Genomic DNA, 14,665 nt, shown 5'->3' on the forward strand with positions numbered 1-14,665 from the left:
ACGTGGATCTTTCCGCCCGACGAACGCCCCATGAGCATTGGACTCCGGGGTGTCCCGGAGGGCGCCGCGGCCTCGGACGTCGTACCGAAACACACGTGGAACGCACATCGAGCCACACGCGTGACACGCTCGTGGCCACCGGCACAGTCGTCGCCATCAGCACAGTCGTCGCCACCGGCCCGGCGCTCCGCCGGACGCTCACGGTCCTGAGGTCACCCCGAGGTCAATGAGCGTCCGGTGTCACAGAGCGGCGGCGTCGGGGCCGATCCTGCTCCGTACGGCGGTCTGCACCTCGGCCTCCTCGGCCGGGTCGGCGGCCAGTCTCCGCAGCCGCTCCGCCACCCGTACGTCGGCGGTCTCCGCGTGCAGCGCGGCGACCTCCCTCGTGGTCTCCTCGCAGTCCCACAGGCATTCGACGGCGAATCCGGTGGCGTACGAGGGGTCGGTGGCGGCCAGCGCCCTCGCCGCGCGTCCGCGCAGCTGGGAGGAGGCGGTCTCGCGGTAGACGTGGCGCAGGACGGGGGCGGCGCAGACGATGCCGAGGCGTCCCGCCCCGTCGACGAGGGTCCACAGCAGGGGCGCGTCGGGCCCCTCCGACCGTACGGTCTCGCGCAGCGCGCCGAGGACCAGCTGGGCGTCCTGCGTGCCGCCCCGGCCGGCGAGTACGCCCGCGGCGGAGGCGCCGAGGGCGTCGGGCCGGTGGACCCAGCCCCGGGCCCGGTCGACGGCGTCCTCGCCGCACATCCGCTCGAACGCGGCGACGGAGGCCTCCGCGACCGTGCGGTCCGTACTCGACGCGGCGGCCTCGATCAGGTCGAGGACCACCGGGTCGCGGATCTCGGCGAGGTAGTGGAGCGAGGCGCACCGGGCCGCGTCGGGTCCGTTGCGCGCGGCCTCGACGATCGCCTGCCGGTCGTCGGGCCCCGCGACCGCCGTGAGGCAGCGCGCGGCGGGCACATGGAGGGGCGTGCCCCGGTCGAGCGCCTGTTGCGCCCAGTCGAAGACGGCCTGGACGCTCCAGCCCGGCCGTGGTCCGCTCGGCCGCATCTGGCGCTGCCAGCGGTCGAACGAGCCCTGTTCGCCCGCGGCCCTGATCCGGCCGCCGACCGCCTCGCGCGGATCGTCGGCCCAGAGACGCCAGGGGCGGGGTTCGAAGGCGTCCCGTACGGCCGAGGCCAGTTCGGCCTCGCCCTCCGGGGTCGCCGGGAATCGGGCGAGCACGGGCAGCGCGAGGGAGCGCAGGCCCGTGTCGTCGTCGCGCAGCGCCAGCTCGTCCAGGGCCCAGGCCCAATTGGAGCCGGTCGCGGCGTAGCGCCTGAGGAGGTCCAGGGCGTCGCGCCTGCCGTACGAGGCGAGGTGCCCCAGTACGGCGAGGGAGAGCCCGGTCCTGGACTCCTCGGTGTCGAAGTGGTCCTCTGCCCGGAAGAGATGGTGGTCGATGGCGTCAAGACCGCCGTGGAGATCCAGGTAGAGGCGTGCGTAGTACAGCGAGCGGTTCTCGACCTGCCAGTCGTGGCGCGGGTCGATCAGCACGCAGTGGTTGAGGGCGGCGAGCGCTTCCGCGCGGGGCGCGGCGAGCGCGTGCAGCGTGCCGTCGCCGCGGCCCCTCTGCAACAGGCCGAGCAGCGTGCCGCTCGGCGCTATGACTGGATCGAACATGGGGAAAGCCTCACTCAAGCTGTCGACGCAACCGGGGGGTATGGATACCTAGGCCGCGCGGCAACAAGTTCGGCCGACCGTCGTCTGTCGCTTGGTGTGGACCATCTTCCTCTGCCTCTCGTCGGGGACCCGTACGGGCTCGACGTCATGATGACCCAGCCATTTCGCCTCCGCGACCACATTTCGCCTCCCGCCCGTTCCCGCGCCCGTCCTGAGGACCGTCCCGTCCTGACCGGCGGGACCGTCCTGCCTCACTGGGCTCCGAACAGCTCCAGGAGCTCCGTCTTCCCGAACATCCGCGCGGTATCCACGGCGGAGGGGGTGCCGCCCGCCGGATCGGCCCCGCCGGCCAGCAGGGCGCGGATCACCGCGTCCTCGCCCTTGAAGACCGCTCCGGCGAGCGGGGTCTGGCCGCGGTCGTTGGCCCGGTCCGGGTCCGCGCCACGCGCGAGGAGGAGCTCCACGGCGGGGGCGTGGCCGTGATAGGCGGCCAGCATGACGAGGGAGTCGCCCCGGTCGTTGGAGAGGTTCGGCGACACTCCGGCGTCCACGAACGCGGCGAGGGCGTCGCCCTCACCCCGCCGGGCGTGCTCGAAGATCCTCGTCGCCAGCTCCACCACCGCCGGATCGTGGGCCTCGCTCATCGGTGAACCGCCTTTCACGCCGTTGACCTGGGGCGGACGGCGTACGCAGCCGTCCGGGTGAACGAAAGGGTACTGCTCAGCGGCAAGGTCGGGCGGTCCGCCACCCGGGCGGGGTCCCGATGTGGGCCAGTGCAGTGAAATACCAAATATTTCACTCATTTGCACCTTTTGTCGCATAGATACTTTCGGTGATCCTGGAAGAACTCATGGTGACTGTCCCCTCAACCAGGAGAATCCTCATGATCCTGTCCATCTCAGGTGTCGTGCTGCTCGGAATCATCGTCTTCCTCTTCTTCAGGAAGGACGGACTCAAGGCCTCACACGCGTTTGTGAGCGCCCTCTTCGGTTTCTACCTCGCGGGCACCGCCATCGCTCCGAGCATCACGGCCGGCGGCGCCTCCCTCGCCGGTCTGCTGGGCGGGATCAAGTTCTGACCCCCGCCTCCCTCCCTTCCCGCATCCCCCCAGGAGACAGACGTGGCCCGGCGACCGCTCCCCCGCATTCTGAGCAGCGGCAGTGCCCAGCTCGCTCGCAGCCGCGAGATGGCCCGCACGGCCGCCGACGGCGCCACGGATGTTCTCCATCCGCTGATCACGATCACCCGTGGTCTGCGGGTGCTGGCCGCCGCGGGGCGCCAGAAGTGGGCCGGCACCCCCAGGGAGCGGCGCGGTCCCGCGCTGTTCCTGGTGGCGGCCTGCGGCCTGGTGGTCGCGCTCATCCCGTACGGGCCGCTGCTGGCCCTCATCTCGGTGATGGCCGCGGCCGCCTGGAAGGGACGGGACCGTACGCCGAAGCGGACGGGGCCCGACGAGGCGGAGACGGAGCGGCTCCGGTCCCTCTACGAGGCGCTGGTGCCCTACTTCTCCGTGCCGGAGGACCCCGCTCCGCTCTTCTCCCACGGCGGGGAGTGGGAGGCGGCGTTCGACGAGTACGCGTTCGACGGTGACGGACGGCTCACCAGGCTGCGGATGAAGTACCCCCCGTACTTCACCGACGGTGAGCCGGCCGCCCGCGCCAGGATCGAGCAGCTCCTGCACACCAAGTCGGGGCGCGGGCGCGAATACCTCTTCCACTGGGACGAGGAGGGCAACCAGCTGGTGATGACCGTCCTCGCCGCCCTCCCCACCGCCATCGCCGCGCAGCGTTTTGTCACCGTCCCCGGTGAGACGGTGCTCGGCTTCACCGACGACGACGCGGTGCAGCGCACCGTGCCGGTCCTGGCGGGCGAGGAGACCCACGACGCGCCGCCGGTGGTGTGGCGTACGGGACCGCGCTCCACGGAGCCGCACCTGCTGGTGACCGGCCAGCCGGGCAGCGGCGCCACGAGCCTGCTGCGCTCCCTCGCGCTCCAGGCCCTCCAGCACGGCGACGTCCTGATCGTGGAGGGCAGCGCGACGGGCGAGTTCGCGTTTCTCTCGGGGCGCCGGGGGGTGCTGTCGGTGGAGTCCTCGCTGTCCGGCGCGCTGTCCAGCCTCGAATGGGCCTCGCACGAGACGGAGCGGCGGCTGATCGCGGCGAATCGCGCACGGCAGTCCGGGCATCCCACGCCCGACGACGTGAAGTGCCCGCTGTGGATCCTCGTGGACCGGCCGAGCGTGTTCGGGCAGCTGGCGGCGGCGGGCGGACGGCCCGATCCGCAGGAGCACCTCCAGATCCCGCTGCGCCACGGCCGGGCGGCGGGGGTGACGGTGGTCGTCGCGGAGCAGCTCGACAGCCTGGACGCGCTGGGCGACGCCGTACGGTCACACACACGCGCCCGGGTCGTCCTCGGGCCGGTGGCGGCCGCGCAGGTGGAGGCGGTGCTCGGGGCGCCGCCGCACACGACGCCCACGCCGGACGTCCCGCCCGGCCGGGGGTACGCACGCCTGGGTACGGGGCCGGTGCTCAGGCTCCAGGTGCCGGCGACGCCGGACCCGTACGACGACGCGACGAGCGAGGTGCATCGGAGGGCGGTGCTGGATCTGCTGCCGGACGCGCATACGCCTCCGGCCGGGGAGCCTGTGCCTGAGCGGGAGGTGGAGCGGGTGGCCTCCGCGGGGCCGGTCGCGACGGGGGTACCGGTCGAAGGCTGAGCTCTGCGACCGCGTGCGGACCGGTGGACGGGTGTCCTCAATCGCCGGGCGGGCTGAATTGGCCGGGCACAGTGGCCCGGCGCCGGGCAGGTGTTGACCGGGTCGCACCCCTCCGCGCCCGTCCGGCGCTTGAGGACACCGGCCCACCGGGCCGCACCCGGTACACCATGCCCAGCCCTCGACGGCCGACCCCGCGCGCGGCAGCGCGTTACGCCACGAAGGGCTTCGGGGTGTCCGTGCCCGTGCCCGCGCCGCCTCGTACCAGGCGGGCCGCCGTCGCCAGGCGCGTCGCCGCTTCCACCGCCACCGGGCCTCCCACCGTGAACGGGAGGCGTACGTAGCCCTCGAAGGCGCCGTCCACGCCGAAGCGGGGGCCCGAGGGGACCCGTACGCCCACCCGTTCGCCCACCTCGGCCAGGCGGGAGCCCGACAGGCCGCCGGTTCTCGCCCACAGGGTCAGGCCGCCGCGTGGCACCTCGAACTCCCAGTCCGGCAGCTGGTCCCGTACCGCCGCCACCATCGCGTCCCTGTTCCCCCGCGCCTGTCCCTGCCGGAAGGCGACCGCGTCCTCCCACTCGCCGCTGCGCATCAGCCAGTTCACCGCGAGCTGTTCCAGCACCGGTGTGCCGAGGTCCGCGTACGCCCTCGCCGACACCAGCGACCGGATGACCTCCGGCGCCGCCCGTACCCACCCGATGCTGAGCCCCGCCCAGAAGGCCTTGCTCGCCGAGCCGACCGTCAGGACCGTGCTGCCCGCCGGGTCGAAGGCGCAGACCGGCCTCGGCATCTCCAGGCCCGCGTCCAGCGGCAGCTCCACCATGGTCTCGTCCACGACGAGCACCGTCCCCGCCGAGCGCGCCGCGTCGACCAGCTGCCGCCGCTGGTCGTCGTCGGCCAGCGCCCCGGTCGGATTGTGGAAGTCGGCCACGACGTACGCGATCCGGGGCGCCGCGTCCCGCATCACCTGGCGCCAGCGCGGCAGGTCCCAGCCGGCCAGCCCCTCCGCCATCGCGACCGGCACCAGCCGGGCACCGGCCTGCCGCATCAGCTGGAGGATGTTCGCGTACGACGGCGACTCCACCGCGATCCGCTCCCCCTGGCCCGCGAAGAGCTGGCAGATCGCGTCGATCGCGCCCATGGCGCCGGTGGTGATCATGATCTGTTCCGGCATGGTCGGGATGCCACGGGCCGTGTACCGGTCCGCGACCGTCTGCCGCAGCGCCAGCAGGCCCGCCGGGTAGCGGCCGTGCGTGTGCGCGTAGCGCGGCAGCTCCTCCAGGGCGCCCTGGACGCCCCGGGTGAGCCAGGGCTCCGGCGCGGGCAGCGCGGCCGTACCCAGGTCGATCATCGAGCCCAGCGCCTCGGGCGGCAGCGGCTCCAGCCCGCGGGCCGGCAGCGGGCTGCCCGCCGGGACCGCCGTCCAGCTGCCCGCGCCCCTGCGGGACTCCAGGAAGCCCTCGGCGCGCAGCGCCTCGTACGCGGCGGCCACCGTCGTACGGCTCACCGACAGCGCGACGGCCAGCTCCCGCTCGGCGGGCAGCCGCGCCGCGACCGGCACCCGGCCTTCCAGGACGAGCAGCCGGACCCCCTCCGCGAGCGCCCGGTACGCCGGCGGCCGGCGGCTGTTCGGCCCCGCGGGCCGGTCGTGCTGCGCCTTGAGCTGCCGGGCGAGCTGCGCCGCGCCGACCGCAGAGGTCCACTGCGCCATGAAAGTCAGTCCACCTTCCCCGGATTGGCCATGGTTGGCGAGGAAGAGCCAGCCACAGAGTGATGCGTACCAGTCCACCATCGCATCAGGAGACCCCCTCATGTCCACCACCGCCAGCCTCCGGGGCATCCATCTCACCCGTCGGCTGCTCCAGCTCTCCACCGGACTCGCGCTGTACGGGGCGAGCGCGGCGCTGCTGGTGCGCGGCGGGCTGGGTCTGGAGCCGTGGGGGGTGCTGCACCAGGGGCTGTCCGAGCGCACGGGCCTGTCCATGGGGGTCGTCTCGATCATCGTGGGCGCCACCGTCCTGCTGCTGTGGATCCCCCTCCGGCAGCGCCCGGGGCTCGGCACGGTCTCCAACGTCTTCGTGGTCGGCCTCGCCATGGACGCCACCCTCGCCCTCGTCCCCGACGCCCACGGCGCGCCCGCCAGGATCACCCTGCTGGTCGCGGGCATCGTGCTCAACGGCCTCGCCACCGGCCTGTACATCGCGGCCCGCTTCGGTCCCGGGCCGCGCGACGGTCTCATGACCGGGCTGCACCGGGTGACCGGCCGCTCGATCCGGCTGGTCCGTACCTCCATCGAGATCGCCGTCGTGGCCACGGGCTTCGCCCTCGGCGGCTCGGTCGGGATCGGCACGGTGGCCTACGCGCTGGCCATCGGACCTCTCGCGCAGCTCTTCCTTCGTGTCTTCGCCGTCCCGGCGGCGCCCGCGAGCAGCCCGGTCGTCGCCGCCGGGTCACCGGGGCAGGCCATACTGCGGCCGTGACCCACCCACGCCATCCCTACCTGGACCACCCGGGCCCGATCCCGTTCGCCCACCGCGGGGGCGCGGCCGACGGCCTGGAGAACACCGCCGCCGCCTTCCGCCGCGCGGACTCCCTCGGCTACCGCTACTTCGAGACCGACGTCCACACCACCGCCGACGGCCGCCTGGTCGCCTTCCACGACACGACCCTCGACCGGGTGACGGACGGGCACGGCCGGATCGCCGACCTCCCCTGGGAGGAGGTACGGCAGGCGCGGGTGGCGGGCAAGGAGCCGCTGCCCCTCTTCGCGGACCTGCTGGACGAATTCCCGGACGCCCGCTGGAACGTGGACATCAAGGCGGCCCCCGCGCTGGTCCCGCTGGTGGACCTGATCCGCGGGACGGGCAGTTGGGACCGGGTCTGCGTGGGGTCCTTCTCCGAGCGCCGGGTGGCGGCCGCGGCGCGGCTCGCGGGCCCCCGGCTCGCCACCTCGTACGGCGTACGGGGCGTGCTGGGCCTGCGACTTCGCTCGTACGGGGTCCCCTTCCCGGTCCGGGCCGGGGCGGTGTCCGCACAGGTGCCCGAGGCGCAGAGCGGCGTCCCTGTGGTGGACGAGCGTTTTGTACGCACGGCCCACGCGCGGGGTCTCCAGGTGCACGTCTGGACCATCAACGAGGCGGATCGCATGGAGGCCCTGCTGGACCTCGGCGTGGATGGCATTATGACCGATCAACTGGAAACGCTGCGCACGGTGTTCACCGCGCGGGGAGCCTGGCACTGAACGCCGGGAACTGAACACCGGGCAAACCGAACGCCTGGAACTGATCGAGGGGGCGCGGGTGACCGCCGAGACCGTGGACCGTACCGAAGAGCCGGACGGCACGGGCGGACCGGACGAGGTACGCGCCCGCAGGCGCGAGCAACGAGGCTGGTACTTCTACGACTTCGCCTGCTCCGTCTACTCCACGAGCGTGCTCACCGTCTTCCTCGGCCCGTACCTCACCTCGGTGGCCAAGGCCGCCGCCGACGCGGACGGGTTCGTCCACCCGCTGGGCATCCCCGTGCGCGCGGGGTCGGTCTTCGCCTACTCCGTCTCCCTGTCGGTCGTGGTGGCGGTGCTCGTGATGCCGCTGGCGGGCGCGGCGGCCGACCGTACGGGACGCAAGAAGCCGCTGCTGGCGGCCTCCGCGTACCTGGGGGCGACCGCCACGGCCGGCATGTTCTTCCTGGACGGCGACCGCTATCTGCTCGGCGCCCTGCTGCTGATCGTGGCGAACGCCTCACTGTCCGTCTCGATGGTGCTCTACAACGCGTTCCTGCCCCAGATAGCCGGGCCCGAGGAGCGCGACGCCGTCTCCTCCCGGGGGTGGGCGTTCGGCTACACCTCGGGCGCCCTGGTGCTGGTGCTGAACCTCGTCCTGTACACGGGCCACGACTCGTTCGGCGTCTCCGAGTCGACGGCGGTACGGATCTGCCTCGCCTCGGCAGGCGTCTGGTGGGGCGCCTTCACGCTCGTCCCGCTGCGCCGGCTGCGGGACCGCGCGGTGCCGGGGCACGGCGAGGGGTCGGTGGGCACCGGCTGGCGGCAGCTGATGAACACGCTGCGGGACATGCGGCGCCATCCGCTGACCCTGTCGTTCCTGCTCGCCTATCTGGTCTACAACGACGGCATCCAGACGGTGATCTCACAGGCCTCGGTCTACGGCTCCGAGGAACTGGACCTGGACCAGACGACGCTCATCACGGCGGTCCTGCTGGTGCAGGTCCTGGCCGTGGCGGGCGCGCTCGGCATGGGCCGGCTGGCCAGGTCGTACGGTGCCAAGCGGACCGTCCTCGGCTCCCTGGGGGTGTGGACGCTGATCCTCGGGGCAGGTTATTTCCTGCCGGCCGGGACGCCGGTGGCGTTCTACGCGCTGGCGGCGGCGATCGGTCTGGTGCTGGGCGGCAGCCAGGCGCTGTCCCGCTCGCTCTTCTCCCACCTGGTGCCGCGCGGCAAGGAGGCCGAGTACTTCTCCGCGTACGAGATGAGCGACCGGGGGCTGAGCTGGCTGGGGCCCCTGGTGTTCGGGCTCGCGTACCAGCTCACGGGGAGTTACCGGGATGCGATCATCTCCCTGGTGGTGTTCTTCGTCGTGGGGTCCGTCCTGCTGGCGAGGGTGCCGGTGGGGCGGGCGATCGCGGCCGCGGGAAACCCCGTACCGGCACGGATTTAGACGTTGAAGTCAAAGGGCGGTAGTGTACGCGTTTGGCCTGCCGGGCGGACCGTTCCTGCGTACTGGAGAAATGAATTCGCCGGGTGACATCTTCTGTCAGAGGTGACAAAGCGGTCACTGGTGGGTACAACAAGGGGCGGCACGACGGGCGACGCAAGACCCGGCACGGGAATCTTTACCGCGGACCGGACGTTGACCGGATGACGACGACAGCGACACCTGTCCTGTGGGCGACAAGCCCGGGAGGCACGATTCATGAGTGAGCGAGCTCTCCGCGGCACGCGACTCGTGGTTACCAGCTACGAGACGGACCGCGGCATCGATCTGGCCCCGCGCCAGGCGGTGGAGTACGCATGCGAGAACGGACATCGATTCGAGATGCCGTTCTCGGTGGAGGCGGACATCCCGCCGGAGTGGGAGTGCAAGGCGTGTGGCGCCCAGGCACTCCTGGTCGACGGAGATGGCCCCGAGGAGAAGAAGGGCAAGCCTGCGCGTACGCACTGGGACATGCTCATGGAGCGGCGCACACGCGAGGAGCTGGAGGAGGTGCTGGCCGAACGGCTGGCAGTCCTGCGCTCCGGCGCCATGAACATCGCCGTGCACCCGCGGGACAGCCGGAAGTCGGCCTGACCGCGAGCATGTAACCACCGCACAAAAGTCACAAGAGCGCACAGAGCAATAGAGCAAAGAGCGACAGAACAGCCGATGGGCCCGACACACACACCGTGTGTCGGGCCCATCGGCTCTTCTGTGCGTCGGGCCCATCGGCTGTCCTGCCGACCGCGGCCTCGCTACTTGGAGAGCGGCGGCCGGGGGCCGTTGTCTTCCGGCCGGCGCGGCTCGTCGTGCCGGATGACCTCGCCCTGGACGACCTTGCCGTCCGGCTGCCGCATCCGGGCCTGCTGGAACGCGTCGCCCAGGGTGCCGGGGGCCGCCACGGCGCTCATCCGGCGCTCCAGCGACCGCTCCGCGTACCGGCCCAGGGCCTTCCGTACGAACGGGACGAGCAGGAGCAGGCCCAGCACGTCCGTGATCAGCCCGGGGATCATGATCAGCAGGCCGCCCAGCATCAGGAAGCCGTTGCCGGTGGACCCGTGGCCCTCGGGCGGCGCCACGGCCTGCGGACCGGCCTGCTGCGCCTGCTGCTGGCGCTGGAGGGTCGCGGTCAGGTTGGCGAAGGCCCGCCGGCCGGCGCTCTTGATGACCACCGCGCCGATCACGGCCCCGCCGACGAGCAGCGCGAGGATCGTGAGGCCGCCGGAGACCCCGGCGACGAAGATCAGCAGCCAGATCTCCAGCACCACCCACAGAGCGAGGCCCAGCGGGATCAGCGTGCGGGCACGGGAGCGCTTGGGCGGGGTCCGAAGTGGCTCAGGATGTCCGGTCGTCATGGTTCCAGTGTGCCTGGGCGTGGGCCGGTACGGCGTATGGGAGCAATCAAAAGGGCCGGGCGGAGGGGCCGGGCCGACGGCCTCAGGAGGCTCAGGAGGGCTTGCGGCCGAGGATGCGGTTCGCCCGGGACTCGACGCCCCAGGCGGTGACCTTCCAGAGCGCTTCCACGACGATGTCCTTGCTCATCTTGGAGTCGCCCACCTCGCGCTCCACGAACGTGATCGGGACCTCCACGACCGTGAACCCGGCCTCGACCGCGCGCCGGGCGAGGTCGATCTGGAAGCAGTAGCCCTGGGAGGAGACGGCGGCGAGGCCGAGTCCTTCCAGCGTCTCGGCCCGGAAGGCACGGAAGCCGCCGGTGACGTCCCGGATGGGGACACCGAGCAGGAGCCGCGAGTAGGTGCTGGCGCCCCGGGAGAGGAACTCCCGGTTCTTTGGCCAGTTGACGATGCGCCCGCCCGGCATCCAGCGCGAACCGAGGACGAGGTCCGCGCTCTTGAGCGCGGTCAGCAGCCGGGGCAGTTCCTCGGGCTGGTGGGAGCCGTCGGCGTCCATCTCGACCAGGACTCCGTAGCCGTGCTCCAAGCCCCACTGGAAGCCCGCCAGATAGGCCGCTCCCAGCCCTTCCTTGCCCTTGCGGTGCAGGACCCGGACCTGGCCGTCCTCGGCGGCGAGCTCGTCCGCGAGCTTGCCGGTGCCGTCCGGGCTGTTGTCGTCGGCGATCAGGATGTCGGCCTCGGGCACCGCCGCGCGGACCCGGGAGACGATCGGCTTGATGTTCTCGGCCTCGTTGTAGGTCGGGATGATCACCAAGGCTTTACCGAGCGGGCCGTACCGCCTCTGACCACCGTCGTTCACTGCTGCCCCTCAATCGCCGTACGCCGAGGCACCACCTTAGCGAGCGCTCGGGGGTCGGCGGTCACCGCATCGCGGACCTACGGATCGGGACCCGGCGTCCTTCGGGCCGACCTCGGACCCGCCGGCTGCGGGTCGACCGAAAGCCGTTGTCTACTGAACGCCGGGACCCCGCCCGGGTCGCACCTGCCGACCGGCCGAAACCTTCCCTCGCCCCCGAGACGCGGGTGCTGGACCTGGCTCCCAGTGGTGGTGCGCCGGTGCGGCACACCGCCCCGTGGCCCAGCGGCGTTCGACGACTGCGCGGAGGTTGCCGGACGGACGTCCTGTGGTGGACTCGGCCGAACCTACCCGCCGGTGACTGCTTACTGTCAACAGTCGTTTGACCTGCGGTGTTGACCCAAATCAGCAGGTCAGTGGGGAAGATCCGCAGGTCGCGGCGGAGGCCGGTGAGCATCGGTCGGCGGTACGAAATGTCCGCACGTCACTCTTTCGGTCCCACAAACACCGTTTGTCCGGCGACAACGGTCCGCAGGCATTCCGGCAGCGGTCCGCCCGGCGTGAGATCGGGCAGTCCCGGGGTGCCCGAGCGGGGATCGGTGGACCAGCGGGACACCCGGTCGTCCGGGGCCTGGACGACCAGTGCGCCGGTGCGCCAGACGGCGTAGTCGGCGGGGGCGCCCGGCACGAGCGTACCGGCGTCGTCCCGGCCGAGGACCCGCCAGCCGCCCCGGGTGTGGGCGGTGAAGGCGGCCCGTACGGAGATCCGGTGTTCGGGCGTGCGGTGGAAGGCCGCCGCGCGGACCGTGCCCCAGGGGTCGAGCGGGGTGACCGGGCTGTCGGAGCCGAAGGCGAGCGGGACGCCCGCGCGCAGCAGGGCCGCGTACGGGTTCAGCGTCCGGGCCCGCCCGGCGCCGAGCCGCTCGGCGTACATGCCGTCCTCGCCGCCCCAGGCCGCGTCGAAGGCGGGCTGGACGGAGGCGGTGAGCCCCAGCTCGGCGAAGGCCGCGATCGTCTCGGGGACGAGCATCTCGGCGTGCTCGACGCGGTGCCTGGCGGCTCTGATCCGGGCCAGGCCCAGCCGCTCGGCGGCGGCGCGTACGCCGTCCACGACGGCACCGACGGCGGCGTCCCCGATGGCGTGGAAACCGGCCTGGAGGCCGGCCTCGGTGCAGGCCGTGACGTGGGCCGCGACGGCGGCCGCGTCGAGGTGGGCGGTGCCGGTGTGGGGGGCGTCGGCGTACGGCTCGCGCAGGTGGGCCGTGTGGGAGCCGAGGGAGCCGTCCACGAAGAGGTCACCGGCCGCGCCCACGGCGCCCAGGTCGCGTACGCGCGCCGCGCCCTTCCCGTCCGTGATCGCCTCGGCCCAGTAGCCGTGGACCCGGGGTCCCGGTTCGCCGGCGGCCAGGGCCAGCAGGGCGGTGAAGTCGTCCTCGTCGGAGATGTCGGGCCCCGCGCATTCGTGCAGGGTCCCGATGCCGAGCGAGGCGGCGTGGCGCCGCGCCGCGCGCTGGGCCTCGGCGCGCTGGTGGGGCGAGACCGCGGCGTGGGCGGCCGCCCGGACGGCGTGGTGTGCCGCGGCCGTCAGCGGGCCCTCCTGGTCGTAGCCGGTGAGAGAGGTGACACCGGGGACCAGGTCGAGCAGGGCGGTGGTGGCGACCGCGGAGTGCACGTCGATACGGGTCAGATAGAGGGGCCGGCCGCCCGTCGCCTCGTCCAGTTCGGTGCGGGACGGCGCGCGCCGCTCGGGCCAGCGGGCGGAGTCCCAGCCGTGGCCGAGGAGGATCCGTACGCCGGGGTGCGCCGTGGCGTGGGCCCGTACGAGCCCGAGCGCGTCCCGCAGGCTCCGTGCGCCGGACAGGTCGAGGCCCGTGAGCGCGAGGCCCGTCGCGGTGGTGTGGACGTGGGCGTCGGTGAAGGCCGGGGTGACCAGCGCGCCGTCGAGGTCCACGACCTCGTCCACCCCGGTGGCGAAAGCGTCCGCCGCCCCTTCCGAGCCCACCCAGGCGACATGGCCGCGTTCGACCACCATGGCGGTGGCGAAGGGGTCGGCGGGGCTGTGGACTTCTCCGCCGCGCAGGAGCACGGTGCGGGTTTCGCTCTCGGTCATGCCGACCAGTGTCTCTTTTTCGCCCGGCCGCCCCGCCGCCGGGGGACCCGGTACGACATCCCGGAAGACGGCGGCCCGGAGGACGCCGGGCGCTCACATGCGCGGCGGGCGCGCCTCGTACGGGGTGGAGAGGACCACCGTCGTCCGGGTGGAGACGCCGGCCAGGCCCCGGATACGGGTCAGCAGGTCCTCCAGCTCCAGCGGGGTGGCGACCCTGACCTTGAGGATGTAGTTCTCGTCCCCGGCGACGCTGTGGCACGCCTCGATCTCGGGGACCGACGCGAGACGGTCCGCGATGTCGTCGGGGGCGCTGGGGTCGAACGGCTTCACGGAGATGAAGGCGGTCAGCGGCAGGCCGACGGCCCCGGGGTCGACCACGGCCGCGTACCCGCGGATGACGCCGCGCTGCTCCAGCCGGCGGACGCGCTGATGCACGGCCGAGGTGGACAGGCCGGTGGCCTTGCCCAGGTCGGTGTAGCTCATCCGGCCGTCCTTGACGAGCAACTCCACGATCTGACGATCCAGCTCCTCCATACGGATCAACCTATTGCCCCGAGTCCCCTCCGGCACAGTCGGCCGGGGGTCTCTTGTGGGGGGCCTGCCCGTGTCTCGCGGACACGTGCGGCGGGCATGTGACGAACGCCACAGATCCGTGAGGCGGTCCGTCGGGACCTCACGGTTACCGGACGCGCACGGAGGGAATTGCTTGCTGTGGTCGAGACCACAAGTGCCTGGTCGGCCCACCCGAGGGGGAATGTCTCCATGCAGAGCCTGAAGCGCGCCGGACGCGGCGAACCGGAGTCCGTCGATCTTGTCGAGGCGGATGATTCCGACGAGTTCGACGAGTCCGATCTCTACGACACGTTCGAGATGTACCGGGTGATCTGCCCGGACTGCGCACGGCCGATCGCGCTCCTGGCGGACGAGGACGTCCTGCCCGAGCACGCGCTGTGCCCATCCCCGTGGAACCCGTTCGTGCTCACGGTCTGCGCGGGTACGGGACGCCGGGCGTCGGAGGCCGGGGCCGCCGACGAGTCGCCGGAGGCCCAGGAGCAGCACACCGCCCTGCTCCTAACGCTTCCTCAGGGACTCGACTGGCGTACGCAGCCCTTCTCGCACGTCGGCGGTCCGGGCTCGCGGCCGTTCAAGCCGTTCCCGGCGGCACGCCGGGCCTCACGCGCCGCCTGAGCGCGGCGCCGTACCGTACGTGAGCCAACCCCCGCACCATGACGACGTGTTCGGCATGGTGCGGGTCGGTCCGCG

General features: G+C 72.4%; 14 protein-coding genes. 7 read left to right on the top strand and 7 right to left on the bottom strand.

Annotated elements, in window-relative coordinates:
• Nucleotides 1–240: 240 nt before the first annotated feature.
• Both ACIO1C_RS21465 and ACIO1C_RS21470 read right to left on the bottom strand, forming a co-directional pair.
• On the bottom strand, nt 241–1,659 hold the full coding sequence (locus ACIO1C_RS21465; protein WP_401865887.1) for a HEAT repeat domain-containing protein: 1,419 nt from the start codon (nt 1,657–1,659) through the stop codon (nt 241–243).
• A 251-nt stretch (nt 1,660–1,910) separates the two neighbouring features.
• On the bottom strand, nt 1,911–2,303 hold the full coding sequence (locus ACIO1C_RS21470; RefSeq protein ID WP_401865889.1) for an ankyrin repeat domain-containing protein: 393 nt from the start codon (nt 2,301–2,303) through the stop codon (nt 1,911–1,913).
• Between the two features lie 239 nt (nt 2,304–2,542).
• Between ACIO1C_RS21470 and ACIO1C_RS21475 the strand changes: the two genes are divergently transcribed.
• Nucleotides 2,543–2,737, top strand: coding sequence for a hypothetical protein (locus ACIO1C_RS21475; RefSeq protein ID WP_161307554.1), 195 nt, complete (start codon nt 2,543–2,545; stop codon nt 2,735–2,737).
• Nucleotides 2,738–2,779: 42 nt separating this feature from the next.
• Nucleotides 2,780–4,375 carry a hypothetical protein gene (locus ACIO1C_RS21480; protein WP_401865891.1) on the top strand — a complete coding sequence of 532 codons (1,596 nt, stop codon included), beginning with the start codon at nt 2,780–2,782 and terminating at the stop codon, nt 4,373–4,375.
• Nucleotides 4,376–4,583: 208 nt separating this feature from the next.
• Here the strand turns inward: ACIO1C_RS21480 and ACIO1C_RS21485 are convergent, their stop codons facing one another.
• Nucleotides 4,584–6,083 (bottom strand): PLP-dependent aminotransferase family protein, encoded by a 1,500-nt coding sequence (locus ACIO1C_RS21485; RefSeq protein WP_401865893.1) that lies wholly within the window; start codon nt 6,081–6,083, stop codon nt 4,584–4,586.
• A gap of 100 nt (nt 6,084–6,183) precedes the next feature.
• On the opposite strand from ACIO1C_RS21485, the gene ACIO1C_RS21490 reads away from it, so the two are divergent.
• The 4 genes from ACIO1C_RS21490 (at nt 6,184) to ACIO1C_RS21505 (ending at nt 9,675) form a co-directional block, all read left to right on the top strand.
• The gene (locus ACIO1C_RS21490; RefSeq protein ID WP_401865895.1) at nt 6,184–6,852 is read left to right on the top strand and encodes a YitT family protein; all 669 of its coding nucleotides are present in this window, start codon (nt 6,184–6,186) and stop codon (nt 6,850–6,852) included.
• A complete protein-coding gene (locus ACIO1C_RS21495) occupies nt 6,849–7,613 on the top strand; it encodes a glycerophosphodiester phosphodiesterase (protein WP_401865897.1) in 765 nt (254 codons plus the stop codon). The genes ACIO1C_RS21490 and ACIO1C_RS21495 overlap by 4 nt, the downstream gene beginning before the upstream one ends.
• A 58-nt stretch (nt 7,614–7,671) precedes the next feature.
• Complete coding sequence (locus tag ACIO1C_RS21500; RefSeq protein WP_401865899.1) at nt 7,672–9,045, top strand: MFS transporter; 1,374 nt, start codon at nt 7,672–7,674, stop codon at nt 9,043–9,045.
• A 255-nt stretch (nt 9,046–9,300) separates the two neighbouring features.
• Nucleotides 9,301–9,675 (top strand): RNA polymerase-binding protein RbpA, encoded by a 375-nt coding sequence (locus tag ACIO1C_RS21505; protein WP_161311542.1) that lies wholly within the window; start codon nt 9,301–9,303, stop codon nt 9,673–9,675.
• A 161-nt stretch (nt 9,676–9,836) separates the two neighbouring features.
• Here the strand turns inward: ACIO1C_RS21505 and fxsA are convergent, their stop codons facing one another.
• The 4 genes from fxsA to ACIO1C_RS21525 all read right to left on the bottom strand — a co-directional run bounded on the left by fxsA (nt 9,837) and on the right by ACIO1C_RS21525 (nt 13,936).
• Nucleotides 9,837–10,436, bottom strand: coding sequence for an FxsA family membrane protein (fxsA, locus tag ACIO1C_RS21510; protein ID WP_401865901.1), 600 nt, complete (start codon nt 10,434–10,436; stop codon nt 9,837–9,839).
• A gap of 91 nt (nt 10,437–10,527) precedes the next feature.
• The gene (locus ACIO1C_RS21515) at nt 10,528–11,295 is read right to left on the bottom strand and encodes a polyprenol monophosphomannose synthase (RefSeq protein WP_401865903.1); all 768 of its coding nucleotides are present in this window, start codon (nt 11,293–11,295) and stop codon (nt 10,528–10,530) included.
• Between the two features lie 481 nt (nt 11,296–11,776).
• On the bottom strand, nt 11,777–13,402 hold the full coding sequence (locus ACIO1C_RS21520) for an amidohydrolase (protein WP_401865905.1): 1,626 nt from the start codon (nt 13,400–13,402) through the stop codon (nt 11,777–11,779).
• A 93-nt stretch (nt 13,403–13,495) separates the two neighbouring features.
• Nucleotides 13,496–13,936, bottom strand: coding sequence for an Lrp/AsnC family transcriptional regulator (locus ACIO1C_RS21525; RefSeq protein WP_401865907.1), 441 nt, complete (start codon nt 13,934–13,936; stop codon nt 13,496–13,498).
• Between the two features lie 228 nt (nt 13,937–14,164).
• Here ACIO1C_RS21525 and ACIO1C_RS21530 point away from each other — a divergent pair, with 228 nt between their 5' ends.
• Nucleotides 14,165–14,590: a hypothetical protein gene (locus tag ACIO1C_RS21530; RefSeq protein WP_401865909.1), complete on the top strand. Its 426-nt coding sequence runs from the start codon at nt 14,165–14,167 to the stop codon at nt 14,588–14,590.
• Nucleotides 14,591–14,665: the final 75 nt, after the last annotated feature.

It is taken from the genome of Streptomyces sp. NPDC087420, assembly GCF_044744165.1.
Classification (GTDB): domain Bacteria; phylum Actinomycetota; class Actinomycetes; order Streptomycetales; family Streptomycetaceae; genus Streptomyces.